Raw genomic sequence first — 25,446 nt, forward strand, 5'->3', positions numbered from 1 at the left:
ATGAAGGTATTCGTGACAGGTGCGACGGGTGTGCTCGGACGGGAAGCGCTGCCGCTGCTGCGGGCGGCCGGGCACGAGGTCGGGGTGCTGGACCGGCACAAGACCTCGTTGTTCGACGCCGAGCAGCTCGCCACCGCGCTGACCGGCTACGACGCCGTGATCAACCTCGCCACCCGCATCCCGCTGAGCGCCAAGGCCGTCCTGGCCAGCGCCTGGGCGGAGAACAACCGCATCCGCACCGAGGGCAGCGCCGCGCTGGTCGAGGCGGCGCGGATGGCCGGCGTCGGGCGGATCGTGCAGGAGGGCATCTCGTTCGTGTACGCGGACGGCGGCGATCGGGAGCTCGACGAGGACGCGCCGCTCAAGCCGGTCGAGCACATCGCGAGTTCGGTGCAGGCGCAGCAGAACGTTCTCGCGCACCCCGGCGGTGTGTTCCTGCGCATCGGCATGCTGATCGGCGGCGCGGCGCAGTCGCCGCCGGTGCTCGTCGGTGACGGCTGGATGTCGGTCGTGCATCCCGGTGACGCTGCCGCTGCGGCCGTTGCGGTGCTGGACGCGCCTGCTGGTGTTTACAACGTCGGGTCGCCGGTGTTGAAGCGGGACATGGGGATCACGCGGCTGCCCAGGTTCCTCGGCGGGTTCAACGCGTTGTTCGAGGTGTTCGGGCGGTCCCAGCGCGTGGTGAGCACGAAGCTGACCGGGGCGACGGGCTGGAAACCGCGGGCCGATCCGCGCTAGTGGCGTGTAGACACCGTCTGGTGAACCACGGTTATCGCCTCACGAAGTACGACCCCGAGCTGCGTCCTGAGGTCGAGCAGGCACAGCTCGACGTGGTGGCGGCGTTCGCGGCCGAGTCCGGTGTGGACGTGCTCGCGCTGTGGACACCCGGCGCCTACGACCCAGACCCGGCGATGTTCCCGCCAGGGTTGCTGGACGTGTTGCACGACGGCTACGAGGTGTCGCTCGCGGACGCGTTGACGGTCGTGCGGGCGATGCTGCACGGCGAGGCGTTCGGGTGCCAGATCGCCGCGGACGACGACCGGTTCGTGCTGCACAACAGCTGGGAGTACTTCTACGTCACCACTCGCGTGCCGTGCGACAACGCGATGAGGAAGGCCCGCGAGTCCGGGCTGACGGTGGAGACTCCGTTCCACACGCCGTACTTCGACGATGACGAGCCGCCGTACCCACCCGCCGACGACGCGTTCTGGGCGAGGGTCGACCTGCTCGCGGTGCAGGCGGGCAGGCCGATCGCCGTGCTGGAGCAGGTGTTCCGCGGGCGGTGGCGGTGGCACCTGGTGAACGTCGGACAGCGGCCGGCCATGGCCCCGCGCGCGTGGATCGAGGTGTTCGCCGGGCTGACGGCCGACCAGTTCGAGCGACCGATGACGCTGTTCGACGCGGGCGTCCGGTGTGACTTCGAAGCGGTGCTGCCGGACGCGGACGGCGTCGTCCGCGCCCGATGGACCCTCTAACCCATGTGCGGGTACTTGTGATCCGCCGGTGGCACCAGTGTTTCCTTGATGACGCGCGGGCTCGTCCAACGCTGCAGGTTGTAGATCGAGCCCGCCTTGTCGTTGGTGCCGGAACCGCGTGAACCGCCGAACGGCTGTTGCCCGACGACGGCGCCGGTCGGTTTGTCGTTGACGTAGAAGTTGCCCGCGGCGAACCGCAACGCCTTCTGCGCCTGCTGAACGGCAACGCGGTCGCGCGCGAAGACGGCGCCGGTCAGCGCGTACGGCGTGGAGTTGTCGATGGTCTCCATGATGTCCGGGAAGTCCGCGTCCTCGTAGACGTGCACCGCGAGGATCGGCCCGAAGTACTCGCTCGTGAAGATGTCGTGGTGCGGGTCGGTGCCGAGCAGCACCGTCGGGTCGACGAAGTAGCCGACCGAGTCGTCACACGTGCCGCCGGCCAGCACCTCGACCGAAGTGGACGCCGAAGCCATCAGCAGCGCGTCCTTGTGCTTGGCGAACGCGCGGTGGTCGATCACGGCGCCGCCGAACACCGACAGGTCCGTGACATCGCCGTAGGACAACGACTTCGTGACGTCGAGCAGCCGTTCGCGTACATCGCTCTCCCACAACGAACGCGCGACGTACGCCCGTGAGGCGGCACTGCACTTCTGGCCCTGGTACTCGAAAGCGCCCCTGACGAGACCGGTGACGAGCGTCTTGGGATCAGCGGAAGCGTGAGCCAGCACGAAGTCCTTACCGCCGGTCTCGCCGACGACGCGCGGGTAGGCGCGGTAGTTGTCGAGGTTGCTCGCCATGGTCTGCCACAGCGCCTTGAACGTGCGCGTGGAACCGGTGAAGTGCAGCCCGGCGAAGAACCTGTCCCGCAACGCCACCTGGCTCACCGCGTGGCCGTCGCCGGTGACGAGGTTGATCACGCCCGGCGGCAACCCGGCCTCTTCGAGCATCCGCATGGTGAAGTGCGCGGCCAGCTGCTGCGTCGGCGACGGCTTCCACACCACGGTGTTGCCCATCAACGCGGGCGCCAGCGGCAGGTTGCCCGCGATCGCGGTGAAGTTGAACGGCGTGATCGCCACGACGAACCCGTCGAGCGGCCGGTGATCCATCCGGTTCCACACGCCGGGACTGCTTCTCGGCTGCTCCTCGAGGATCCGCCGGCCGAAGTGGACGTTGTACCTCAGGAAGTCGATCAGCTCGCACGCCGAGTCGATCTCGGCCTGCTGCACCGACTTCGACTGCCCGAGAATCGTGGCCGCGTTGAGGGTGTCGCGCCACGGCCCCGCGAGCAGGTCGGCCGCCCTGAGCAGCACCGCGGCCCGCTCGTCGAACGGCAACTCCTGCCAGCCGGGCGCGGCGTGCTGGGCGGCCCGCATGGCGTCCGCGACGTCCGAACTGGTGGCCTGCGCCGTCACGCCGAGCACGTGCCGATGGTCGTGCGGCTGAACCACGTCGATCCGGTCGCCACCACCCATGCGCTGCTGACCGCCGATGGTCATGGTCAGCTCGTGGGTGGTGCCCTCGAGTTCCGCGATGCGTCGCTGGAGGCCGGCGCGTTCCTGGCTGCCGGGAACGTAGGTGCGCACGGGCTCGTTGACCGGTTCGGGTGCAGACGTGACGGCGTCCATTCCCCCATCGTGGCACGCGGTAGTAGGGTCCGTCGGGTGGCGCGGGTGACTGGCATCGGCGGGGTTTTCCTGCGTTCCCGGGATCCCGCGCGCCTGGCCGCCTGGTACCGCGACAACCTGGGCGTGCCGATGAGCGAAAAGGGCGCCGTCACCTTCCACTGGCTCGACACGGCGACCACCGACCGTCCGGGCACGACGACGATGGCGCTGTTCGCCCAGGACACCGACTACATCGGCGAACCCCACCAGCGCACCATGCTGAACCTGCGCGTGGACGACCTGCCGTCGTTGATGGCGAAGCTGAAGGCGCGCGGGGTCGAGGTGCTGCCGGACACCGAGGACTCGGAGTTCGGGCGGTTCGGGTGGTGCGTCGATCCGGAGGGGAACCGGATCGAGCTCTGGGAGCCCGCGGAAGGCATGTGAGCGCCGAAACCTGGCTGATCAGCAGGATCGCGCGTGTCGGTGTCCATTCGCCGGAATGCGGGCGGTGCGGCGGGGAGCAGGTCGTGCAGGGTGTAGCCGCACTTGACCGCCACCCGGCAGGACGCGTGGTTGCCGACCGCGTGCAACCGCCATGGCCGCAGTCGGCGCCGTCAGGTGATGCGGCAGCCCGGGACCGTGGGACTGACGGCTCCCGTCCGGCATCGGCCCACGGCGAGACCGAGGCACGCGCCCCGACGTTCGGCAGGCACGAGCCGGGGTGAACGCTGAGTTGGTAGTGGCTGGCAGCGATTCGATCATGGGTTGGCGGTACTTGCAGACGCCCCGGCCGACCCGGCCGACAACCCTGCGCGGCGTGCGCACCAACGGCGCTGCATCGGCCCCGGCTACATCAGTTCCAGCACGAACGCGAGCTCCTGTGCCGCGTACCAGGCCAGCTCGTGGTCCTCGGCGCTGCCCAGCGCGAACTCCGCATCGGGATCGCCCAGGTCCGCCGCGTCCACGACGTCCGCGGCCGCGCGCACGTCCTCCTCCGCCTCGGCCGTGTCGAGGTGCACGGACGCGACGTCCTTGATGGTGAACGAGCCGACGACCTTCACCACCGAGAAGTCGAGGTCGGGGCGCAGCGTCACGTCCTCCATGTCGACCGCGATCACCGCACGACGCGCCTCTGCCTTCTCGTCGCCCGCCAGCAGGCGCAGGGAGGCACGGGCGGCGTCCAGCATCGCCGCGTACTCCAGCTCCTCCGTGTCGCCCGCCGCGTAGGACTCGCGCAGCGCCGGCGTCAGCGCGAAGGCCGTGCCGCCGATCGGGGTCAGTTCGCCGCTGTCGACCAACGTGCGCAGCATCGGCACCGTGGCCGGGATGTAAACCCTCATCAGGCGCTCGCCGTTCCCATCAATTCCTCCACCGACTCCTCGACCATGGTCGCGAGAACGTCCACATCGGACATGGCGTCGCGGTCGCCGTTCAAGCCGAAGTAAACACCGCCGTCGTACGACGTGACCCCGATGGCCAGCGCCTGGTTCTTCGCGAGCGGGACAACCGGGAAGATCTCGGTCATTCTCGCTCCCGCCGCGTACAGCGGCACCTGCGGGCCGGGAACGTTCGTGACAATCACGTTGAACAACCGGCGCGAGAACGACGACGCGGCGCGCGCGCCCAGTGCGTGCAGCGTTGGCGGCGCGAAGCCGGAGACCTTGACCAGGGCGTCGGCGGCGACGGACTGGCCGGATTCCTTGTGCGCGCGCATCGCGTGGCTCACGTGGTGCAGGCGCACGACCGGGTTCGGTTCGCCGACCGGCAGGTCCACCAGGTACGCCGAGACGTTGTTGCCCGAGTCCGGGTCTGCCTCGCGCACCGAGAGAGGGGCCATCGCACGGATCGTGGTGCTGCCGGTGACGTTCTCGCCGCGGCTGAGCAGCCAGTTGCGCAGGGCGCCCGAGAGAGCGGCGAGCACCACGTCGTTGACGGTGCCGCCGTGCTGCTTGCGGATGGCGCGCAGGTCGTCGAGCTGGGCGCGGGCGACGGCGAACCGGCGCTGCGGCGAGGTGATGCGGACGTTCAGCGGCGAGCCGGGTGCGGGCGTGGCGGCCGTGCGCACGGCGGACGCGAGCACGCCGAACGCGTTGAAGATCTTCTCGACCGTGTTGACGGTGTCGAGCGCGGCGCTGCGGACGTTCTCCACGAGTTCGCCGGGGCGTTGCACGATGTCGGTGACGGCGTCGGCCACGAGTTGCAGCGAGCCGGGCTCCGGCTGCGGCATCCAGAGGTTCTCGACGTTGGTGCGCGGCGTCGGCGACACGTCCAGCATGACCTGGCCGATCTCCAGCGACGCGATGCCGTCGATCATGGCCTGGTGGGTCTTGGTGATGACGGCGGCCTGGTTCTTGTCGAGGCCCTCGACCAGGTAGATCTCCCACAGCGGGCGCGAGTGGTCCAGCGGCCGCGACATCAGGCGCGCGACCAGGTCGTGCAGCTGGGTGTCGTTGCCCGGCTTGGGCAGGGCGCTGCGGCGCACGTGATAGGTGACGTCGAAGTCCGGGTCGTCGACCCAGACGGGCCGCGCGATGCGTCCCGGGACTTGCACGACCTTCTGCCGGTAGCGCGGCACGAGGCTGAGGCGTTGCTCGATGAGATCGACGAGCTTGTCGTAGTCGAAGCCCGCCTTCGGCCGTCGGAACACGGCGACGCCGCCGACGTGCATCGGCGTCGTGGAGTCCTCCAGGTACAGGAACGAGGCGTCCAGCGCTGACAGGCGGTCCGGCATGGGGCCCAGCCTAGTGGCGTTTGCCGTCCATCAACTTCTCAAGTGCGGCGCGTTCGACCGGGTCACGGTCGTGGCGCTCCAGCCGGATGCGCGCGGCCTCCGGAATCGCCTCGATCGCCTTCGGGTCCACGTTGGCCATGAACGACCTGAGGAACCGCCACCGCGTGAGCTTCTTGACCGGCGCGAGGCGGGCGACTGCGAGCGACACCCAGCTCAGCGCGACGTCGAGCCTGCGGTCGCCCTTCGTGGCACACGCCCAGTCCAGCACCACGGGGCCTTCCGGGCCGAGCACGACGTTGCCGGGGTGCAGGTCGAGGTGCAGGAGGTCGCCCTCGCCGGAAAGGAAGTCGGGCGCGGGGATGACGTCGAGCCGGTGGTGCAGTTCGGCGAGATCCCGGCCGAGCTGACCGGCGAGCCACGGTTTGCGGCCGATCTCCTCGGACATCCGCGGGCCGGGCACGTACTGCATGACGAGCTCGTCGGCGGTGACGTCGTGCACGCGCGGCACGGGGATGCCGTGACCGCTCAGATACGACATCATCTCGGCCTCGCGCCGCAGGTCACGGCCGGTGCGCGTGCGTTTGACGAGCAGGCCGTCGGACCGGATGAACACGTCCGAGTCCTGGCCGCTCGCGAGATGCTGACGTTGCGCGACGCTGCGCATACCTGCCGTCATGTGACGATCATCATTCATATGATGCAAAGCACAAGGGCCGAACGGCTCTAGTCGGGCTCTTCACCCGTTTGAGACGGCTGTGCCGGGCTCTGTCACCCTCTTCCCGTGGAGATCTCGCCCAAGGACCGCTTCGTCACCGTCTACGGCCGCAAGCCAGTGCTGGAGGCGCTGGACGACCCGGCGCTCTCGGTGGACAAGGTGGTGCTCGCCGACACGGCCCGCGGACCGGCGGCGCGCGAGATCATCGACGCGGCCCGCTCCCGTGGCGTCGAGGTGCAGCGGGCGACCGCGCAGCGCGTGAAGGTGCTGGCCGGCAACGGAAAGCAGGACCAGGGCGTGCTCGCCGACGTGGTGGCACCGCGCATGAAGCCCCTCGCGCTGGCGTTGGAAGAGGACTCGCTGCGGTCCGTGCTCGTGCTGGACGGCATCACGACGCCCGCGAACGTCGGCATGATCCTGCGCACCGCGACCGCCGCGGGCATCGACGGCATCGTGGTGCCGCGCCGAGGTGTCGCCTCAATCGACCCGCTGGTGGTCAAGGCCTCCGCCGGGGTGGCTTTCCGAGCGCCTGTGCTGCGCTGCGGCACCGCGGCGGAGGCCTCGGCATTGTTGCGAGCGTCCGGCTACCCGCTTTACGCGTTGGATTCCCACGCTTCGGACACGATCTATTCCGCGAAATTCGCCGCACGCGCCGCTTTTGTGCTGGGCAGCGAAACGTCGGGAATCACCGACGACGTGCGGCCACACATCACGTCATGGCTGTCGATTCCGATGGCGGCAGGCGTGGAATCCCTGAACGTGGCATCAGCGGCTGCCGTGCTCTGCTTCGAGCTCGTGCGCCGGGCTCAGAGCCAGCGGACGTGATAGTCGTTGATCTGGGGACGCCCCAGCAGTGACGTGCACTCGGCGAACGACGACGAGCCCCTGACCCTGCCGACCGAGCCGAACTGCTCCCAGTAGAACCCCAGGCCGTTGGAGCAGTGCGCGACGGCCTGGAACCGGCCGGGCCCGCCACGGTCGCAGAAGACCTCGACGCTGCGCCCGTCGCGCTGGTATTCGTCGTAGCAATCGCGCGGCCCCTGTGCCTGCGCGGGTGATGCAATTGCCGTGGCTGCAATGGCGACTGCAACACAAGCGACAATTCTTCGCATTTTCTCCCCTAAGCATTCGACTGGTTGCTTAATGGACAGTAGTGCGCAGCCGAATACCGGGCAATTACGCCTCGGGGTGAACCCTCAATCGCGGAGTGCGATCGCTAGCAGGATTTCCAGCTCCTCGAGGGTGGACCGTGTCGACCGATGGTGGACGCCGACCATGCCCGCGGCCGCGGCGCCCCGGACGTTGACGGGGAGGTCGTCGACGAAGACGCACTCCTGCGGTTCGAGGTTCAGCTTGGCGGCGGTGAGCAGGTAGATCTCCTGCTGCGGCTTCGCCAGGCCGACCTCGCCGGAGATGATCGTGGCGTCGAACAGACCCTGCCAGCTCGACGGTGGTTGCCACCAGCCGTCCGCGTTGGACAGCAGGGCGGTTTTCAGGCCGTGTTGCCTGGCTTTGCGCAGCGCGGTGAGCAGCGGCGGTTCGGACGGGTTGTCCTCGCCGGGGTCGGTCAGGACGCCGCCGTAGTCGAGCACCAGGGCTTTCAGCACCTGTGGACGGTACCCACTTTCGGGTGTCGTGTGTCCTGATGACGCGCGCCGGTCGCCAGGTTCGGCATGCCCCCAGTTGTTCGTCGTCTGCCCGCCTACGAGCCCCCGACCGGTCTTGGCGCGGGCTTCATCCCACGGCCACGCCCTCGGCCTCGTCCGGTGTGGGTGCCGGTGCCCGAGCCGCCGTCACCCGCGCTCGACGCCGCCCGACTGGTCGGGATGGTGCTGGAGGTGCTGGACGGGCGGCGGCCAGGGCGGGTGTTGCGGGAGCTCGCCGTCCCTGGGCTGGCTGCCCGGCTGGGCGCGCTGGTCCGGGTTCGGACGACCCGGATGGTTCGGGCGCCTCGGGTTTGCCATCCGGCGCGGCTGGTGGCCGAGATCTCGGTGACCGTGCGGAGAGACGAGCGGGTGGTGGCTGTCGCCGCCAGGGCCGAGCACCACAGCGGCCGCTGGCGCTTCACGACGTTCGCGATCCTCGAGTGAGTGCCCGAGAACGCAAGAAAGCCCTTTCGCACTCACCGGGAGTGCGAAAGGGCCTCGCTTGCGGATCTAGCTCGCGGTCAGCGCTTCTTGCGCTGGTTCTTCGCCTCCTGGCGGGCCGCCTCACGACGCTCCTTGCGGGTGGCGCCGCCGCCCTGCTGACCGGCGCCGCTGGCCTCGCCGTGCTGGTCCACGCCGCCGTCTTCCGCCGGGCCGCTGTAGCTCAGGTTCTGCTGGCCGGGGCCGCCGAGGCCCTTGCCGCGCAGGGCGGGCGGGATGGCGTTGCCGCTGGACAGCTGGGCCATCGCGGGACCGGCCGGGGCCTGGGCCTGCTGCTGCGCCTGCTGCTGGGCCGCCGCGGCGGCGCGGGCGCGGGCACGGGCTCCGCCACCGCCGCCGTTGCCCTGGACCTGCGGGAGGGCCTGCGGGGCCGCGCTGAGCGAGACCGGGATCTCGGGCTCGGCGGGGGGCTCCGGCTCGGCTGCTTCGACCTGGAGGTTGAAGAGGAAGCCGACGGTTTCCTCCCTCAACGCGTCGAGCATCGCGTTGAACATCTCGAAGCCCTCGCGCTGGTACTCGATGAGGGGGTCGCGCTGCGCCATGGCGCGCAGGCCGATGCCCTCCTTCAAGTAGTCCATTTCGTACAGGTGCTCGCGCCACTTGCGGTCCAGGACGGACAGCAGGACGCGGCGCTCCAGTTCGCGGGTCGCGCCTTCGCCGACCCGGCTGTCGATGTCGGCCTCGCGGTCGCGGTAGGCCTGCAGCGCGTCCTCGACGAGGAGCTCGCGCAGGTACTCGCGGGTGATGTCCTCGTCGGACTCGAGGAGTTCCTTCGCGTCCAGCTTCACCGGGTACAGCGTCTTGAGGGCGGTCCAGAGCTTCTCGAAGTCCCAGTCCTCGGCGTAACCATCAGCCGTGGCGCCGTTGACGTACTCCTCCACGACGCTGACGATCATGTGCTCGACCTGGTCCTTCAGGTCTTCGCCCGCGAGAACGCGGTGGCGCTCGGCGTAGATCACCGTGCGCTGGCGGTTCATGACCTCGTCGTACTTGAGGACGTTCTTGCGGATCTCGAAGTTCTGCTGCTCGACCTGGGTCTGCGCGCTGCGGATGGCGCGGGTGACCATCTTGTGCTCGATCGGCACGTCGTCCGGCACGTTCAGGCGCGTCATGACCATCTCGACCATGGACGCGTTGAAGCGGCGCATCAGCTCGTCCTGCAGGGACAGGTAGAAGCGCGACTCACCGGGGTCGCCCTGACGGCCGGTGCGGCCGCGGAGCTGGTTGTCGATGCGGCGCGACTCGTGGCGCTCGGTGCCGAGCACGTAGAGACCGCCGGCCTCGCGGACCTCGTCGGCCTCCGCCTTGCCCTGGGTCGTCAGTTCCTCGACGACCTTGGCCCACTCGGCCTCGTACTCCTCCGGCGTCTCCACCGGGTCGAGGCCGCGGTCGCGCAGCTCGTGGTCGGCGATGATGTCCGGGTTGCCGCCCAGCACGATGTCCGTACCGCGACCGGCCATGTTCGTGGCGACCGTGACGGCGCCCTTGCGGCCGGCCTTCGCGATGATCAGCGCCTCGCGGTCGTGGTGCTTCGCGTTCAGCACCTCGTGCGGGATGCCCTTGCGCACCAACAGCTTCGACAGGTACTCGGAGCGCTCGACGCTCGTCGTGCCGATCAGGACCGGCTGGCCCTTCTCGTGCTTCTCGGCGATGTCGTCGGCGACGGCGTCGAACTTCGCCTCCTCGCTCTTGTAGACGAGGTCGGGCTGGTCCTTGCGCTGCGGCGGGCGGTTCGTCGGGATCGGGACGACGCCCAGCTTGTAGGTCTGGTGGAACTCGGCCGCCTCGGTCTCGGCGGTACCGGTCATGCCGCCGAGCTTCTCGTACAGGCGGAAGTAGTTCTGCAGGGTGATCGTGGCGAGAGTCTGGTTCTCCGCCTTGATCTCGACGTTCTCCTTGGCCTCGATGGCCTGGTGCATGCCCTCGTTGTAACGGCGACCGGAGAGCACACGACCGGTGAACTCGTCGACGATCATGACTTCACCGTTGCGGAGGATGTAGTCCTTGTCGCGGTTGTAGAGCTCCTTCGCCTTCAGGGCGTTGTTCAGGTAGCCCACCAACGGCGTGTTCGCGGCCTCGTACAGGTTGTCGATGCCGAGCTGGTCCTCGATGAACTCCACACCGAGCTCGGTGACGGCGACCGTGCGCTTCTTCTCGTCGTACTGGTAGTGGTACGACTTCGACTTCTCCTCGATGACCTCGATGCGGTCCTTCTGGGAGAGCTGGGTGACGTCGATGCCGCGCATGCGCGGGGCGAGCCGGGCGAACTCCGTGTACCAGCGAGCGGACTGCTCAGCCGGGCCGGAGATGATCAGCGGGGTGCGGGCCTCGTCGATGAGGATCGAGTCGACCTCGTCGACGATCGCGTAGTAGTGGCCGCGCTGCACGCACTCGTCCAGGCTCCACGCCATGTTGTCGCGCAGGTAGTCGAAGCCGAACTCGTTGTTCGTGCCGTAGGTGATGTCCGAGTTGTACGCCACGCGACGCTGGTCGGGCGTCATCTCGGAGAGGATCGCGCCGACGGTCATGCCCAGGAAGCGGTGGACGCGGCCCATCCAGTCCGCGTCGCGCTTGGCCAGGTAGTCGTTCGTGGTGATGACGTGGACGCCCTTGCCGGCGATCGCGTTGAGGTAGACGGGCATGACCGAGGTCAGCGTCTTTCCCTCACCGGTGCGCATCTCAGCGATCTGGCCGAGGTGCAGCGCCGCGCCACCCATCATCTGGACGTCGTACGGGCGCTGACCCAGCGTGCGCTTCGCGGCCTCGCGGGCGACGGCGAACGCCTCCGGCAGCAGTTCGTCGAGCGACTCGCCCTCGGCGTGGCGCTTCCTGAACTCGTCGGTCTTGCCGCGCAACTCGGCGTCGGAGAGGTCGACCACCTCGTCTTCCAGGTGGTTGATGTGCTGTGCGATGTTGCGGAGGCGCTTGAGCATCTTGCCCTCGCCGGAGCGGAGCAGTCGGGACAGCACCATCTGGATAGACCTCATCACCTGTATCGCGGCGCGCCCACGTCGGACGCCTTTCCCCTGCCCATCGTAGGCAAGTCGCCAAGGTGTGTGCACAGACACAGGCGGATTGAGTCGCCCGACCTGGTATGTGCAGGTCAGGTGCCCTTCTGCGATCTTCCGCAGGTCGCCTGTCGCCGTGCCCCCGAGCTCGGCTACTGGTGTGGAGAACGCATGAGGCCCGCGTAAAGGTTCCTGGCTCGGCCAAGTTCACCTTCACGGTGAACACGCGGCGGGTGAACGACGCACGCCGCCGCCCCGCACACGAGGGGTGCGGGGCGGCGGCGGTCGAAGGTGGGTGTGTGTCTGGAACCGGATCAGGCCAGCCTGATCACGCCGTAGTCGAATCCCTTCCGGCGATAGACGACGCTCGGGCGCCCGCATTCGGTGTCGGCGAACAGGTAGAAGTCGTGTCCGACCAGTTCCATCTCGTAGAGGGCCTGGTCGACGGTCATCGGTTTGGCGGCGTGCTCCTTTTCGCGTACGACGCGTCCGGGCAACTTGTCATCGAGGCCGTCGTCCCAACGCTGCGCGGGCACTTCCGCCATGCCCTCGTAGTCGGCCTCGGGTGCGTCGAGCACCGCGGTCTTCGCGCGGCGTGACGTCATGCTCTCGCCTGCGGAGGGGATCTCTCCCAGTCCGCTTGTCGCTTCCGCCACCGAGATCGGGGCCCGTGCCCCGTGGTGGACGCGCCTGCGGTCGTGCGACCGACGCAGGCGGTTCTCGAGCTTTGCGACCGCAGCATCGAGCGCGGCGTAGAAGTCACCCGCGCAGGCTTCGGAACGGACCACTGGTCCACGTCCCTTGCCGGTGATTTCGACTCGCTGGCAGTTCTTCGACTGCCGGCGGTTCGGCTCGTGGAAAAGTTCCACGTCGAAGCGGATGACCTTGCGGTCGTAGCGCTCAAGCCGGGCCAGCTTTTCGGCGACGTGCACCCTGTAGTGATCGGGCACCTCGACGTTGCGGCCCTTAACGACGATGTCCATACACGACCTCCCTCGCTTTGCTGCGAGCTATGGCTGGACTGCATTCAGAACGCCGTGGCGATCATGGATCGCAGATGTGTCGCAGAGGGTCGTCTCCCTCAGCTCTCACGGCGCCAGGATCATGGGCTGTTCGCCTCCTCCCCGCGGGCCGGGAACGCTGATAGCGGTGCACGTTAGCTTGGGATTCACCGTCGCGTAAGCCCCCTTGCCGGGGGAACGACGAGTTTTTTTGGTGACTACGCAGCGCGACGACAGCGCGTTGCCAATCACTTCCCGAGCGTGCTCCGAACCAAACCGGCCAGCACCTCGCTCACCCGAACGGCGCAGCACCAGACCTGCACTCGACGGCAGTCTCGCTGCGTCGAACGGGTCCAGTCGCAGCCTCATACCCAGCCAACGGGCGACCCCCGCGTCATGTTCCCGAAACCTGGAAGAGATCGATTCCGAACCACCAAGTGAGACCTCATCGCACTTCTTGCAACCGAACTGATCGGCGTCGATGACCGATCACGACCCAGTCACGCCCGGCTGAACGGGGGATTTCGCCCAATGCGGGACAAGAGCGTTGATCACGCCCGAGGCGGTCATACCCGGTATTCCCAGGAATAACCGCTGGTCAGATCAGGATGTGAATAATCGTTAACCAGTACCGGCCGCAGCGGGCACTGGCCTGGCCCGCCGCGGGCGTGTCGCCGCGCCCGCGCGCAGGGGTGTTGGGGACACCCGAAGTGCGGACGCCTCAGTTCTGAAACGTCCCGTCAACAGACGTTGGGACAAACGGGGCGAAACGAGTTACAGGATCTTGGTCCTTGGTCACAGAACTCATCCCCAGCAGGGGTTACCGGTCCGGTCCGGCGCCCGTGGTGATCGACAACGCCACCGGAACTTCACCCTTGTGGGCGGTGCCGAAAGACCCCGTCCAGGTCCCCGGCCGCGCTTTCCGGGCCCTGACCGCGATTTTCTGTCAGACCCCGCCGCCATCCTGATCCCATGACAGCCCTCGACCTGCTCCTACCACCCTCCTGCGCCGGCTGCGGCCTCCACGGCACCGCCTGCTGCGCCACGTGCCTCGACGACTTCGGGCCGCCACTACGACTCCAGGTGCCCGGTGTGGGGCCTCCTGTGTGGACGCTGGCCGCCTACAACGGCGCCGCACGGGAACTGGTGCTCGGCTTCAAGGAACGCGGCGCACGGGCGCTCGTGGCGTGGTTCGGCGCCCTGGTCGCCGCGGCACTGGTCTCGGTGGGACCGGGGCCGTGGACGCTCATCCCGGCGCCGTCACGGCGAAGCGCGGCCCGCAGCCGCGGCGGTGACCACATGCTGCGGATCGCGCGGGACGTCGAGATCGCGTCCGTGGCGCCGGTGTTGAGGCTCGCGGCCGGGGTGGTCGACTCGGTGGGGTTGAGCGCGACCGCTCGGCGGCAGAACCTCGCGGGTCGGGTCGAGGTCCACGGCAGACCGCCGCCGGGCACCACGGTGCTGCTCGACGACGTGGTCACCACGGGGGCCACGGCGGCGGCCTGTGTGCGGGCGTTGCGCGCGGCCGGGGTGCGCACTCACGCGGTGCTCGTGCTGACGTCGGCGCGGCCGCACCAGCCGGGGCAGTGACCAGGGCACCCGGTGAGGCCGCGCAGGAGCCGCGGCTCGGCGGGCGACCGTGGCCCCTGCGCGGAGACGGGGGTGAGGTCGACAGCAGACCGCCGCCGGGCACCACGGCGCTGCCCGACGACCTGGACATCGCAGCGGCCACGGCGCGGCTTGTGTCCGGGCGTTGCAGGCTGGGCTGCGCAAGCGTGCCGTGCTCGTGCTGGTCGGGTCGGCTCGTACCGACGTCAGCCAGCCCGCATCGAACCCGAGCAGGAATCAGGCCACCCGGCTCGACAACGCGCCCGCGCTGCCCGCGCTGCTCGCGCCCCAACACCACCACGAACCCGGCCCGGCACCACGGCTCAGCACCACAACGCGGTCAGCTCCGCCGCACCAACCCCGACGCGGTCAGCCCGGGTAGAAGACCAGGGCTCCTGGCGAGACGCGGATCGCGCTCGCCTTCCACACGTCGGTGATGTCCGAAGCGGACCACAACCCGGAGGGGTCGATCACCTGCACCTGACGAGCGGCGGCCGCCGCCACCGAGCTCACCGGCACGGTGAGGTTCGACTGGCTGTAGCGGTCCAGCTTGTAGCCGTCCGTGTAGACCCTCGTGACCGGCAGCGAGGGCATGGAGGAGGAGACCACCAGCACGTCCTGCGAGAGCCAGTCGATGGACTGCACGGAGGAGCCCAGCGTTGAGGGCTGGAGTTGGCGGGGTGAGCGGAGGGCCACGTCCTGGTTGTTGCGCACCACGGACGCGACGTAGAGCTTGCCGGCGATGACCAGGGCGGCGCGAGTGCCGTCGCGGGACAGGCGCAGCTCGCTGATGGCGCCGAAGGGGGCGATGTCGGTGACGTTGACGCCCTTGGCGGACCAGGTGCCGTTGTCGGAGCGGGTCACGCGGGCCACGGAGGCGCTGTCCATGACCGTCCACACCTCGTTGCCCGGTTCCTTGGGGTCGGTGGAGAGTTGCCAGGTCGGTCTGGTCAGCGAGGTGGCGCGCAGGTCCACCACTTCGGACAGGTCCTGTTCCAGCTCACCCACTCGCAGGCGCATGCCGCCGCCGGAGCGGGAGACCACGGCCAGGCGTGAGCCGTCCAGGGACTGCGCCGCGGAGACCGCGCCGTACGCGCCGGCGCCGGCGGGGCCCTTGATCGGGTTGCCGTCGGTGAGCGAGCGGATCGACCCGTCCACCACGAGCATGCCCTGGAGGTTCGCGTTCAGTGCCAGCAACGCTTCGCCCGCGGTCGCCGACACGTCGGACGGCCGGTAGTCGCGCTGGTCCGGCAGGATCTGCTGGCCGTCGACGAGCACGCGCACCCGCGAGGACGTGACACCCGAGTAGGACTTCACCACCTGGGCCACGATCTGTTTGCGCTTTTCCGGCGTCAGGTCTTTGCCCACCTTGGTGAGGTTGACCTCCAGGGCGCCGTCGTCGGATTCCTTCGTCTCGGAGAACGAGTCGGTTTCCGGGCCGAGCGAGCTCACCAGCGTGTCGCGCACGGCGTCACCGGGGCCCTTGATCATCAGCTCGGTGACGCGGGTGGGGATGCTGGTGGCCGGCGGGATGACGACGTAGCGCGGGTCCGGCACCAGCACGGTGAACTCGGGGTTGTAGAAGTAGAGCGTCACGCGGCGGTAGTTGCTGTTGAACAGGCTCAGCGGGATGAAGACGCCGGGTGGCGGCTCGGAGATGCGCCACTGGTTCTCGCTGTTGCGCTCCAGCTTCACCTGCCGCTGGAAGTCGCCGAGCTGCGGCGTGAAGGCGTTGTCGTTGCCCAGGCGGCCGACGTACTTGCCCTGCAGCATCACGATCTGCGTCTTGTCCTGCGGCGCCTGCGAGGTCGGCACGGTCGCGAACGACGTCTCGATGATCGTGGGGTTCTTGGTGTCCCACTTCTTGCCGGCTTCGGGCGTCAGGAACGCGCGCGCCGCCGCGTAGTCGCTGTCCGGGTTCGAGGTCGCTTCGATGAAGTCGCGCACGAGCGTGAACGAGTCGATGTTCTGCCGTGGTTCCGGTGCGCTGAAGGTGTTGGTGGCCTTGCTGTCCTTCGAGCCGATCGGCTTCGGCTGGGTGTTCGTCGGGATCGCCGCGCACCCCGTCAGGGTCACGAGGACGAGCACCAGCAACGCCAGCCGCTTCACCGCACTTCCTCCGAAACGTCAGACTTCTCCGCCGGCGATCCGTCCACCGGCTCCGCGGGCTGCCAGGTGATCTCCGCCTCGGTCAGCTCGATCTCCCCCGGCTCCTCCGCGAGTGGTTCTTCCACCACCGCAACGGGTTCCAGCTCGATCGCGGGCGCCAGCGGCAACGGGCTCTCGCGCAGTTCCTCGCCGTGCGTGCGCGGCAGCGTCAACCGGAACACGGCGCCGTGGCCCGGTTCGCCCCACGCCTCCAGCCAGCCGCCGTGCAGTCGCGCGTCCTCCAGCGAGATCGACAGGCCGAGGCCCGTGCCGCCGGTGCGGCGGTTGCGCGACGGGTCGGCCCGCCAGAAGCGGCTGAACACCAGATCGGCCTCGCCCTGGCGCAGACCGACACCGTGGTCCCGCACGGTGATCGCGACGGCGTCGGCGTTGCCGCGCATCGTCAGCTCGACCGGCTGGCCCTCGCCGTGGTCGATCGCGTTCGCGAGCAGGTTGCGCAGAATCCGTTCCACGCGGCGGGAATCGAGCTCCGCGGTGAGTTCGGAGTCCGGCAGGTCCAGCACGACGGGCGAGTTGGCGCTCGTCGAGATCGCGCGCACCGAGTCGTGCGCCCGGCGCGCCAGCACGCGGAGGTCGACCTGGTCCGCGGTCAGTTCCTCGACACCGGCGTCGAGGCGCGAGATCTCCAGCAGGTCGCCCAGCAGCGACTCGAACCGGTCGAGCTCGTCGACCAGCAGTTCGGTGGAGCGGGCGAGTCCGGCGGGGAACTGCTCACGTGAGGCGTGCAGAACGTCCGCGGCCATGCGCACGGTCGTGAGAGGCGTGCGCAGCTCGTGCGAGACGTCGGAGGTGAACCGGCGTTGCAGCTGACCGAACTCCTCCAGCTGCTTGAACTGGGCCTGGATCGACTCGGCCATCTCGTTGAACGACTCGGCCAGGCGCGCCACGTCGTCCTCACCGACGACGTGCATGCGTTCGTGCAAAGTGCCGTCCGCGAACCGTTCCGCGACCTCGGCGGCCTGTCGCACCGGCCGCACGACCTGGCGCGTCACGAGGTTCGCGATCAGCGCGAGCAGGACCAGCAGCACGATGCCGCCGACCACCAGCGTCGACTGCACGACCTCCGCGGTGCGCTGCTCGGCGGTCAGCGGGAAGATCAGGTACAGCTGCATCGAGCGCGCCGAGGTGCTCATCGGCAGGCCCACGACGAACAACGTGGTGGCCGTGCCGCCGCGCTGCACCGTGTAGATCTGGGTGCCCTCGTCGCCGTTCTCGACCATCTCGCGCAGGCCGCGAGGAACGTCCTCCAGCGGCCCCACGGACGGCACCCGCCCGCCGCCGCTCGACCCCAGGCCGTCGGCCAGCACCGGTTCGAACGCACCGGCGCCCGCCGTCGTGGCGTCCGTCCCGACACCACCGACAGCGAGTTTGTTGATGGCGCTGGTGAACCTCGTCTGCACGCTGTCCGGGCCGGGGTTGAGACCGACCAGATCGGACTGGATGAGGTTGCGCGACGCCATCGCCTGGCGCACCGCTGCCTCGTCCTTGGTGTTCAGCAGCTGGTTGGTGATCTGCATCTGCAGCACCATGCCCAGCACGAACACCACGGCGGACGACAACGCGAGCGTGGACACCACGACGCGCAACTGCAGCGAACGACGCCACAGATCACCAAACGCCGCCCACCGCCTGCGCGCCTCCTCGACGAGGACCTGCGCTTTGACGATCACCGGCCGAACGAACTTCATGTGCCACCTGTCACGGAGGGCCGGCCTTGTACCCGACGCCGCGAACAGTCAACACCACCTCGGGGTGCTCCGGGTCCCGTTCGACCTTGGAGCGCAGCCGCTGCACGTGCACGTTCACCAGGCGCGTGTCGGCGGCGTGGCGGTAGCCCCACACCTGCTCGAGCAGCACCTCGCGGGTGAACACCTGGCGCGGCTTGCGCGCCAGCGCGACGAGGAGGTCGAACTCCAGCGGCGTGAGCTGGATCGGCCTGCCCTCGCGCAGCACCTCGTGGCCGGGAACGTCGATCGTGAGATCGCCGATCTGCAGCACCTCGGACGGCTCCGCCTCGGTCCGGCGCAGGCGCGCGCGGATCCTGGCCACCAGTTCCTTGGGCTTGAACGGCTTCACCACGTAGTCGTCCGCGCCGGACTCGAGGCCCAGCACCACGTCGACCGTGTCGCTCTTCGCGGTGAGCATCACGATCGGCACGCCCGACTCGGACCTGATCGCCTTGCAGACGTCGATGCCGTTCATTCCCGGCAACATCAGGTCGAGCAGCACGAGGTCGGGCTTGAGCTCGCGCAGCGCGGGCAGGGCACGAGCACCGTCGGCGACCACCGCGGTGTCGAAGCCCTCCCCGCGCAACACGATCGTCAGCATCTCCGCCAGGGCGGGGTCGTCATCGACGACGAGCACGCGTGCCTTCATGCTCAACATCGTTGCACTCCCGGTCGCGCGTTCGCGCACCACCCACGTTCCGTTGCCGCTGGTGGCGGTGTGCGCTCGTTCGGTAACCGGACGGAACTGTCGTTCCACGTGTCCCACCTCGCCCCATTTGGCCTGATCCTCGCGTGAGTATCCGCAGAACGCTCACCTTTCGTTACCTTTTGGCGCCGCTGCGTTCACTCGGTCCGGTCAGACCGGTCAGGCCGTGCGGATGGCCGAGGCCAGCCAGATGCGCGCATCACCCACCTTCCGCGGGTCGGTGATCGCCGGAACCGCGCGTTCGTGCCGCGCGGCCAGGTCGACCTGGTGCGTCACCGTGGCGTGCCAGCCGTAACCGCCCAGCCACCCGACCGGATCCTCCACGTCGGACTGCCAGCGGGCGTCCAGCGTGTCGAACCGCTCGTGCACGGCTCTCATCTGCGGCAACTCGCGAAAGGCGCGGTTGACGTGTTCGAGCGCGAGCGTGCTGCCACGGGCGGACAGCGCGCTCACCCAGTACATGATCTGCTCGCCCGCGTCCGGCGGCAGAAACATGAAGAGGCCCTCCAGCAACCATGCTGTGGGCCTCTTCGGGTCGTATCCAGCGCGGATCAGCGCTGTCGCCCAGTCCTCACGTAAGTCGCCGGGAACGACGACCCGTTCGCAGGTGGGCTGGGCGTGCAGATCGTGCAGAGCGTCTTCCTTGAACTCGATCAACTCGGGTAAGTCGAGTTCGAACACTGTTGTGCCCGGCGGCCAGTGCAGCCGGAACGCTCTGGTGTCGAGGCCCGCCGCCATGATCACTACCTGGGGCTGGGCCGAGCCGATGAGCTGGTCGTCGAAATACCGCGTCCGCAGGACGAAGTGCTCTCCCGCGAGATTGCGCACGCCGTTCAGGTCGCTCGCGGAGCCGGCGGCCTCCACGAGTCCTGCGGCCAGTGGGTCGTCGAAGAGCCGACGGAGATGACCTTGCTCGTTTGCGCGGGCGGCAGCGATCAGCACCGCCGTACGGGCGACACCGACCGGGGGGCGCTGCAGAACACGCTTCAAATTGTGATCTCCTATGCACTCACAGTGACGCGGCGGTAACACGATCGTGTCAACCGGTACGCACGTGAGCGACCACTCAAGGAGTGAAGAGCGGTTCCAGAAGCGAATGAAAGTTCACGTTTGACCGCCCGTCGACCACTTGCCACGGGGCCAGCCAGTTGATGTTCGCCAATCCGTCGTAAACGACCCCGCACCTGGCCTGCAGCGAGCCATCGGATTCGTAAATGTCCCTGGCGCGGGTGTTGTCGTCCTGCTCGCGCTTGGCGGCGCGTTCGGCCGCGACCTCGACGGGCACGCGGAGCAACAGGTGCAGGTCCGGAACGGGCAACCCGAAACGATCGATCTCCAGCTCGCGGACCCAGCGGACGAACTCGCCGTGCTCGTCCTGATGCAGGCGCGCGGCGCTGTAGGCGGCACTGGACGCCACGTAACGATCGAGCAGCACGACGTCGTGTTCTTCGAGGTCCTTGCGGATCTCGTCGGCCGCGCCGCGCCGGTCCAGCGCGTAGAGCACGGCCATCCCGTACACGGAGTCGCTGAGGTCGCCGATGTTCCCGTAGAGGGCGTCACGGACCAGATCGGCGTGCACGCTGACGCCGTAGCGCGGGAACGCGTGGCTGGTCACGGTCCTGCCCTCGGCGTGCAGCGCCTCGGTCAACCCGTTGGCGAGAGTGCGCTTGCCGGCCCCGTCCAGGCCTTCGATCACTACGAGCTTTCCCACGCGGGAACCCTAACCGGATCGAGGCCCGCCACTCACACGGCCGCACCGGGTCCCCCACACGGGCGAAATCCGATCTTTCGATCACTAGAACGAGTGACTACGGTGAACAGTCACACGGCGCGTGTGTGAAGGGTAGGTGCCGCGGTGGCCGCGGAATCCGGGCACGCCGAGTCGGTCAACGAACCGATCGGTAACCCGACCGGGGGTCTACCGACCCCGCTCGCCGAGACGCTGCGCTACGGGCCGTTCCACCGCGCATTGCGCGAGGCGATCGCCCACAGGGGCCTCTCGCTCGCTCGCCTGCGCGCTCACCTCGAACAACTCGGCGTCCAAGTCGGCCAGTCGACGCTCTCGTACTGGCAACGCGGCCTGCGCCACCCGGAGGTACCGCGTGCCATCAGCACGGTGCGCGCGCTGGAGACCGTGCTCCGCCTGCCGCCATCGTCCTTGTTGGACCTGATCGGCCCGCGCAACGCCAACACCTACGCGCCACGCCCGGTCGCCACCTGGCCCGAGCCCGCGCCGCTGCTCGCGTCGTTCGACTCCGTACCCGAGGCGGCGCGCGGCAACGCCGACCTCGAAGTGCTGTCCGTGCACGACACCGTCCAACTGGGCATGCACCGCGAACAGCGCTCGATCACCACCCGGCTGGTCGTGCGGGCCGTCCGTCAGGGCCCCGACCGGTACCTGGCGACGCACCACGGCGACGAAGGCTCGTTGATCGAGAACGCGATGGTCAGATCCGGCGAAGGCTGCCGGCAGGGGCGTCTGCGCCGGGAAAGCGCTTCCCGCAACCTCGCCGTGGAAATGCTGTTCGACCGCCGGCTCGCCGCCGGCGAGGAGCACGTCTTCAGCTTCACGATCGTCGACGACACCGGCAGCGCGGCGCCCGGCCACCACCGGACGTTCCGCGACGTGTGCGGCTCCTACCTGGTGCAGCTCTCGTTCCACCGACGCGCGATGCCCGCGCGCTGCATGAAGCAGTTCCGGGCCTCCGCCGACGCCACGCCGGTCGACGTCGAGGAGCTGGTGTGCGGGCTCGGCGGCGTCGTCAGCGCGTACTTCGGCGACGTGGGGCCCGGTATCGCGGGCATCGCCGTCGAATGGAGTTAGCCCGGGGTCTGGGGCGTCCCCAGAAGACACACGAGCGACGCGGTCCGCGCGTTCTGCGGACACACGTCCCCCGAGCGAGTCGGCGAGGAGAGCGAGAGGGCTAAGAAGACCGGCGGTCCGAAGACCAGACCGGTTCCGGAGTTTAGAAGGAAGCCCTCTCATGGCCTCGCATCAGCAACGGTAGCAGCGAACTCCTCAGTCCGACAGCATGTTTCCCAGTTCGGCCACGGTGGTCACGCCGCCGGCCTCCGAGTGCGTGAGTCCAATGTGGATTTTCGTACCGTCCGAAGTGGAACCCTTGTGCTCGAACAGTTCCGCGAGCTTGCGCACGGTGAAGTACCTGCGGTGCAACGCAGCCGAGGCGATCAGCTTGACGATGTCGCGGTTTTCCTCGACCCGGTTGCCCCACGACGTACCACGCAGGTAGAGGTGCAGCCAGGTGCCGTACCAGGTGTCGCCCTCCCGCTCGAACATCACCGGCAACGCGACCTTTCCCTTGCCGCGCATGGACGAACGCGCGCGAACCGTGCTCGGTTCGAACGGCTTCCCCATCTGCGCCAGGTCGCGGCTCATGAACCCGAACATCGACTCGGCGACGTCGTCGAACCCCTCCCCCGAGTAGACGTTCACCTGCGGCACGACGTACTTCGCGTCGATCGCGTCCCGATGCAGATCGATGAACTCCGTCGCCCCGGCCGCGGCTTCGGTGATGTCACCGGAGTGGAAAGCGCCCTCGGCCTTGAGCCGCGTCCACGACAGTTGCCCCTTGTACTCGAACTTCTCGTTGAGCAGCACGGCGGACAGGTCGTAGTCGGTGCGCTTGGCCTTCTGCCGCCAGTGCACGAAGAACCGCAGCACGTCGCCGTCGAGCCACAGCTTCGACCCGCGCGGCAGCACGCCGAAACCGTCCTCGGTGGCGGTGCCGGACATCGGCACGACGACGTCGAGCACCTCCGGATCGATGGTCAGCTCGGAGAAGTCCGGCAGCCTGCGCACCAGCTCGTCCTCGACGACCGAGGTGATCTCGGCAACGGCTCCGGCGTCGAGCGGCGCACGGGTGTCGTCCGCGATCCACACCTTGCGGCCTCGGTTCGCGAACACGCGCGCGGCGTCGGGCTGTTCGCGGTTCGACAGGTGCTCCAGCACCGACACCAACACGCGGCCGGACACATCGGGCGCGGCCGTTCGCACGGCTTCGGCGACCCCCGAGGCACCGTTGCGGATCAGCCGGTCCACCTGGCGCAACAACATGCCTGGCGCCTTCGAGAGAACGCGCAGCGCGAGGTCGGCGTCGTTGTCCGCGAACGCCATCTCCACCTGACCGGCGAACGACCTGGCGGTCTTTTCCTGGCGTGCCACCGCGAACACGTCCAGGGCGTGCTCGAACGGGTGCTCGTGCGGGTGCAGGCGTTCCCCGAGCCGCTTCCACGCCTCGCGGTTCTGCGCCACGTCCCCGAGCTTGCCCGGCTGCCGCGCGACCTCGTCGAGCGCGGTCAGCAGTGCCCGGCGCTCAGGCCTGCGGAACGACCGGAAGCGAGTGGGTTCCCGCAGCGTGACGTCGCCTCCGGACGCCTCCGCGGCCAGGCGCAGGACGTCGGTGACGGTGTCGACGCCGGCGAGCGGCCGCTGGGCGACGAGCCGCGCGGCGTTGAGGATCGCGCGGTTCTCCCTGGTGGGAACGGTTTCCGGCTGCTCGGCGTCGAGGCACCGGGTGGCCAGCTCGCCGAGCAACGCCCGGTCGTCCTCACCGAGCGGGATCGCACTCGTGGCGAGTTCCAGGTAGAGACGGACGATCTCGTCGTCGAGAGTGCCGCCGAGGTGCAGGACGGTGACGCGGTCCTTCAACGACGGGATCAGCTCGTCGTGCGCGGCGAGCATCGCCTCGTAGCTGTGCTGGACGCGGCCGTACTTCGGCAGGTCGAGCAGGTTCCCGCTGAAGCCGATGCCCTTGCCGAACGCGTCGTCGACGCACTCCAGCCAGAACTCGACGGTGTCCGGCACGTTGTGCGGGAAGTCCTTGAAGTACGGGTTGTGCTGGGCCTGCGCGCCGATCAGTTCCTTGACCGCACGGACGACCGTGACGGCGTACTCCTCGGCGTCGTCCAGGCAGGAGACGTGTTCGATCAGCTCCTTCGAGGCCTTGAAGCCGGCTTTGACCAGCGCCGCGTCGAGCTGTCTGGCGGTCGCGCCGCCATCGCCCGCCGCGCCGTCCGACAGGGGCACGCGCAGGGTCTTCTTGATGATGGTCGTCCGCACCTGGTCAGTAAAACCCGCACGTCAACCGAGTTCCGCGAGTTTCTCCAACGCCTTCTCGTACTGCCAGAGGCCGAAGGTGCACGGCCCGCAGCTTGCTGAACGCCAGGTCCTCGTCGTCGTGTTCCAGGCCCTCCAGAACGTCGAAGACCGCGCGCCACTCGATGAGCGAGGTTGATTCCACCCGTTTGGGCACGCTGTTGTTTTTCCTCCATCGCCTAACGTCGAGTTCCATGAACGGCGATCCGTCCACTCCGTACAGCCGCGACCTGGGTGATGAGTTGCGACAGGTGCGGGAGCGCTACACGACCTTCCGCTCCAGGAAGATCGCCCGGATGCTCGGGTGGGATCCGGGGAAGGTCTCCAACATCGAGCACGGCAAGGTGCGCGCCACCGAGATCGACATCGTCCACTACCTGGGCCGGTGCGGCCGCAACCAGGCTTTCGTCGAGGACTTCCTGAAGCGGTATCGCTCAGCCTTCGACCACTACTTCGTGCAGGTCCCGACGAACCTGCGCACCATGGCGCTGGCCGAGTCGACCGCAGACAAGATCACCAGCTACGACATGGTGACCATTCCTGGTCTGTTGCAGTCCGAGGAGTACGCACGAACGCTGTACGAGGCTCGTGGCGTGCTCACCTCGGACCTGATCGAGGCCGCTGTTCGGTTCCGGATGGAACGACAGGCGATCATGCGGCGACACGATCGCCCGGACTGCGTCTTCTACGTGCATGAGAACGCCCTCCGGCTCAAGGTCGGCAGCGACGAACTCATGGAGGACCAGTTGATGAGGCTGCTCTTCCACACTCATGTCATCCGCATCGTGCCTGCGGTGAGTGGTCCGGCGGGCGTTCACATGGCCAACTACGTGCTGTGGGAGTACGAGAAGCGCGGCAGCGTGGCTTATACGCACTCCGACATCGCCAAGGTGTTCGTGCAGGACGACGTGGGAGTCAAACGCTGCAAGTCGATCTTCGCGCGACTGGATGCGCTTGCTCTGAGTGAGGAACAATCGCGAACGATGGTGGCGGATCTCGCCAGTCGATCGCGGGAGGACCTCAATGGCCGGAGACTGCACCTGGCGTAAGAGCAGCTACAGCGGTGGCGATGCCGTCGACGACAATTGCGTCGAGGTGGCGTTCGCCCAGGTCGTGCGCGTGCGTGACTCCAAGAACACCGCAGGCCCCGAGGTGAAGTTCAGCGTTGAGGCCTGGCGGGCGTTCATCGACTGAGTTCGGCGGGCAGCGGCAGACCCAGCGCCATCAGGAACTGTGCCGTCTTGATCTCGACCAACCAGGGCGTCTGGCCGAGGTATGCCACACCGGTCCCAGGCCCGGGAGGTGCGTAGACGACCTCGGTGAGGTCGCTGTTGAGGATGTTGATCCACAGGAACGGCTCCACCAGCGGCGGCCGCTCAGCCTCCGGCAGCGTGATCCACTGGTCGTTCTCGAACGCGTACGTGCCGAAGAACCCCACC

At 68.3% G+C, this 25,446-nt stretch carries 24 protein-coding genes; 9 read left to right on the forward strand and 15 right to left on the reverse strand.

Annotated features, from left to right (window positions below):
- Positions 1-12: 12 nt before the first annotated feature.
- Positions 13-738 (forward strand): NAD-dependent epimerase/dehydratase family protein, encoded by a 726-nt coding sequence (locus tag SK803_RS25210; protein WP_319968561.1) that lies wholly within the window; start codon positions 13-15, stop codon positions 736-738.
- A 20-nt stretch (positions 739-758) separates the two neighbouring features.
- A complete protein-coding gene (locus tag SK803_RS25215; protein WP_319968562.1) occupies positions 759-1,475 on the forward strand; it encodes a hypothetical protein in 717 nt (238 codons plus the stop codon).
- Here the strand turns inward: SK803_RS25215 and pruA are convergent.
- Complete coding sequence (gene pruA / locus SK803_RS25220) at positions 1,472-3,100, reverse strand: L-glutamate gamma-semialdehyde dehydrogenase (RefSeq protein ID WP_319968563.1); 1,629 nt, start codon at positions 3,098-3,100, stop codon at positions 1,472-1,474. The two genes, SK803_RS25215 and pruA, sit on opposite strands and share 4 nt — an antisense overlap.
- A gap of 36 nt (positions 3,101-3,136) precedes the next feature.
- On the opposite strand from pruA, the gene SK803_RS25225 reads away from it, so the two are divergent.
- On the forward strand, positions 3,137-3,523 hold the full coding sequence (locus SK803_RS25225; protein WP_319968564.1) for a VOC family protein: 387 nt from the start codon (positions 3,137-3,139) through the stop codon (positions 3,521-3,523).
- Between the two features lie 404 nt (positions 3,524-3,927).
- Here SK803_RS25225 and SK803_RS25230 read toward each other — a convergent pair whose 3' ends face one another.
- The 3 genes from SK803_RS25230 to SK803_RS25240 are packed head-to-tail and all read right to left on the reverse strand — an operon-like array spanning position 3,928 to position 6,486.
- Positions 3,928-4,419: a DUF6912 family protein gene (locus SK803_RS25230; protein ID WP_319968565.1), complete on the reverse strand. Its 492-nt coding sequence runs from the start codon at positions 4,417-4,419 to the stop codon at positions 3,928-3,930.
- Positions 4,419-5,810, reverse strand: a complete 1,392-nt coding sequence (locus SK803_RS25235) for a WS/DGAT/MGAT family O-acyltransferase (protein WP_319968566.1) — start codon at positions 5,808-5,810, stop codon at positions 4,419-4,421. The genes SK803_RS25230 and SK803_RS25235 overlap by 1 nt, the downstream gene beginning before the upstream one ends.
- Before the next feature lie 10 nt (positions 5,811-5,820).
- Complete coding sequence (locus SK803_RS25240) at positions 5,821-6,486, reverse strand: phosphotransferase (RefSeq protein ID WP_319968567.1); 666 nt, start codon at positions 6,484-6,486, stop codon at positions 5,821-5,823.
- Between the two features lie 105 nt (positions 6,487-6,591).
- On the opposite strand from SK803_RS25240, the gene SK803_RS25245 reads away from it, so the two are divergent.
- Positions 6,592-7,350 (forward strand): TrmH family RNA methyltransferase, encoded by a 759-nt coding sequence (locus tag SK803_RS25245; protein ID WP_319968568.1) that lies wholly within the window; start codon positions 6,592-6,594, stop codon positions 7,348-7,350.
- On the opposite strand, the gene SK803_RS25250 is transcribed toward SK803_RS25245, so the two are convergent.
- Positions 7,332-7,637, reverse strand: coding sequence for a hypothetical protein (locus SK803_RS25250; RefSeq protein WP_319968569.1), 306 nt, complete (start codon positions 7,635-7,637; stop codon positions 7,332-7,334). The genes SK803_RS25245 and SK803_RS25250 overlap by 19 nt on opposite strands.
- Before the next feature lie 84 nt (positions 7,638-7,721).
- Positions 7,722-8,132 (reverse strand): HAD-IA family hydrolase, encoded by a 411-nt coding sequence (locus tag SK803_RS25255; protein WP_319968570.1) that lies wholly within the window; start codon positions 8,130-8,132, stop codon positions 7,722-7,724.
- A gap of 66 nt (positions 8,133-8,198) precedes the next feature.
- On the opposite strand from SK803_RS25255, the gene SK803_RS25260 reads away from it, so the two are divergent.
- Complete coding sequence (locus SK803_RS25260) at positions 8,199-8,615, forward strand: Rv3235 family protein (RefSeq protein ID WP_319968571.1); 417 nt, start codon at positions 8,199-8,201, stop codon at positions 8,613-8,615.
- A 77-nt stretch (positions 8,616-8,692) separates the two neighbouring features.
- Here SK803_RS25260 and secA read toward each other — a convergent pair whose 3' ends face one another.
- Entirely contained in the window at positions 8,693-11,644 is a 2,952-nt protein-coding gene (gene secA / locus SK803_RS25265; RefSeq protein WP_319968572.1) for a preprotein translocase subunit SecA, read from the reverse strand.
- 350 nt (positions 11,645-11,994) lie between these two features.
- Positions 11,995-12,663: a ribosome hibernation-promoting factor, HPF/YfiA family gene (gene hpf, locus SK803_RS25270; protein WP_319968573.1), complete on the reverse strand. Its 669-nt coding sequence runs from the start codon at positions 12,661-12,663 to the stop codon at positions 11,995-11,997.
- A gap of 990 nt (positions 12,664-13,653) precedes the next feature.
- On the opposite strand from hpf, the gene SK803_RS25275 reads away from it, so the two are divergent.
- Positions 13,654-14,271, forward strand: coding sequence for a ComF family protein (locus SK803_RS25275; protein ID WP_319968574.1), 618 nt, complete (start codon positions 13,654-13,656; stop codon positions 14,269-14,271).
- A gap of 387 nt (positions 14,272-14,658) precedes the next feature.
- Here the strand turns inward: SK803_RS25275 and SK803_RS25280 are convergent, their stop codons facing one another.
- The 5 genes from SK803_RS25280 to SK803_RS25300 all read right to left on the reverse strand — a co-directional run bounded on the left by SK803_RS25280 (position 14,659) and on the right by SK803_RS25300 (position 20,602).
- Positions 14,659-16,398 (reverse strand): LpqB family beta-propeller domain-containing protein, encoded by a 1,740-nt coding sequence (locus SK803_RS25280; RefSeq protein ID WP_319968575.1) that lies wholly within the window; start codon positions 16,396-16,398, stop codon positions 14,659-14,661.
- Positions 16,395-18,146 carry an MtrAB system histidine kinase MtrB gene (mtrB, locus tag SK803_RS25285; RefSeq protein ID WP_319968576.1) on the reverse strand — a complete coding sequence of 584 codons (1,752 nt, stop codon included), beginning with the start codon at positions 18,144-18,146 and terminating at the stop codon, positions 16,395-16,397. The genes SK803_RS25280 and mtrB overlap by 4 nt, the downstream gene beginning before the upstream one ends.
- Positions 18,147-18,156: 10 nt before the next feature.
- The gene (gene mtrA, locus SK803_RS25290) at positions 18,157-18,834 is read right to left on the reverse strand and encodes an MtrAB system response regulator MtrA (RefSeq protein WP_030471262.1); all 678 of its coding nucleotides are present in this window, start codon (positions 18,832-18,834) and stop codon (positions 18,157-18,159) included.
- 216 nt (positions 18,835-19,050) lie between these two features.
- Positions 19,051-19,881 (reverse strand): SAM-dependent methyltransferase, encoded by an 831-nt coding sequence (locus SK803_RS25295; protein ID WP_319968577.1) that lies wholly within the window; start codon positions 19,879-19,881, stop codon positions 19,051-19,053.
- Positions 19,882-19,957: 76 nt separating this feature from the next.
- The gene (locus SK803_RS25300; protein ID WP_319968578.1) at positions 19,958-20,602 is read right to left on the reverse strand and encodes a dTMP kinase; all 645 of its coding nucleotides are present in this window, start codon (positions 20,600-20,602) and stop codon (positions 19,958-19,960) included.
- A gap of 144 nt (positions 20,603-20,746) precedes the next feature.
- Between SK803_RS25300 and SK803_RS25305 the strand changes: the two genes are divergently transcribed.
- Entirely contained in the window at positions 20,747-21,715 is a 969-nt protein-coding gene (locus tag SK803_RS25305) for a helix-turn-helix domain-containing protein (protein WP_319968579.1), read from the forward strand.
- Positions 21,716-21,910: 195 nt separating this feature from the next.
- On the opposite strand, the gene SK803_RS25310 is transcribed toward SK803_RS25305, so the two are convergent.
- Positions 21,911-23,971, reverse strand: coding sequence for a TerD family protein (locus SK803_RS25310; protein ID WP_319968580.1), 2,061 nt, complete (start codon positions 23,969-23,971; stop codon positions 21,911-21,913).
- Between the two features lie 230 nt (positions 23,972-24,201).
- Between SK803_RS25310 and SK803_RS25315 the strand changes: the two genes are divergently transcribed.
- Together SK803_RS25315 and SK803_RS25320 are read left to right on the forward strand one after the other, a co-directional pair.
- Positions 24,202-25,056: a DUF5753 domain-containing protein gene (locus tag SK803_RS25315; protein WP_319968581.1), complete on the forward strand. Its 855-nt coding sequence runs from the start codon at positions 24,202-24,204 to the stop codon at positions 25,054-25,056.
- A complete protein-coding gene (locus SK803_RS25320) occupies positions 25,031-25,201 on the forward strand; it encodes a DUF397 domain-containing protein (protein WP_319968582.1) in 171 nt (56 codons plus the stop codon). Before SK803_RS25315 ends, SK803_RS25320 begins: the two co-directional genes overlap by 26 nt.
- Here SK803_RS25320 and SK803_RS25325 read toward each other — a convergent pair.
- A complete protein-coding gene (locus SK803_RS25325) occupies positions 25,191-25,445 on the reverse strand; it encodes a hypothetical protein (protein ID WP_319968583.1) in 255 nt (84 codons plus the stop codon). The two genes, SK803_RS25320 and SK803_RS25325, sit on opposite strands and share 11 nt — an antisense overlap.
- Position 25,446 lies beyond the last annotated feature (1 nt).

Origin of the sequence: Lentzea miocenica (assembly GCF_033949945.1) — a bacterium.
GTDB classification, from domain to species: Bacteria; Actinomycetota; Actinomycetes; order Mycobacteriales; family Pseudonocardiaceae; genus Lentzea; species Lentzea miocenica.

Coding starts and splice junctions, on each gene's coding strand:
- SK803_RS25230 (WP_319968565.1), bottom strand. CDS start 4,419: ATGAGGGTTTACATCCCGGCCACGGTGCCGATGCTGCGCACGTTGGTC.
- SK803_RS25315 (WP_319968581.1), top strand. CDS start 24,202: ATGAACGGCGATCCGTCCACTCCGTACAGCCGCGACCTGGGTGATGAG.
- SK803_RS25235 (WP_319968566.1), bottom strand. CDS start 5,810: ATGCCGGACCGCCTGTCAGCGCTGGACGCCTCGTTCCTGTACCTGGAG.
- secA (WP_319968572.1), bottom strand. CDS start 11,644: ATGGTGCTGTCCCGACTGCTCCGCTCCGGCGAGGGCAAGATGCTCAAG.
- pruA (WP_319968563.1), bottom strand. CDS start 3,100: ATGGACGCCGTCACGTCTGCACCCGAACCGGTCAACGAGCCCGTGCGC.
- hpf (WP_319968573.1), bottom strand. CDS start 12,663: ATGGACATCGTCGTTAAGGGCCGCAACGTCGAGGTGCCCGATCACTAC.
- mtrA (WP_030471262.1), bottom strand. CDS start 18,834: ATGAAGGCACGCGTGCTCGTCGTCGATGACGACCCCGCCCTGGCGGAG.
- SK803_RS25250 (WP_319968569.1), bottom strand. CDS start 7,637: ATGCGAAGAATTGTCGCTTGTGTTGCAGTCGCCATTGCAGCCACGGCA.
- mtrB (WP_319968576.1), bottom strand. CDS start 18,146: ATGAAGTTCGTTCGGCCGGTGATCGTCAAAGCGCAGGTCCTCGTCGAG.
- SK803_RS25260 (WP_319968571.1), top strand. CDS start 8,199: ATGCCCCCAGTTGTTCGTCGTCTGCCCGCCTACGAGCCCCCGACCGGT.
- SK803_RS25240 (WP_319968567.1), bottom strand. CDS start 6,486: ATGACGGCAGGTATGCGCAGCGTCGCGCAACGTCAGCATCTCGCGAGC.
- SK803_RS25320 (WP_319968582.1), top strand. CDS start 25,031: ATGGCCGGAGACTGCACCTGGCGTAAGAGCAGCTACAGCGGTGGCGAT.
- SK803_RS25275 (WP_319968574.1), top strand. CDS start 13,654: ATGACAGCCCTCGACCTGCTCCTACCACCCTCCTGCGCCGGCTGCGGC.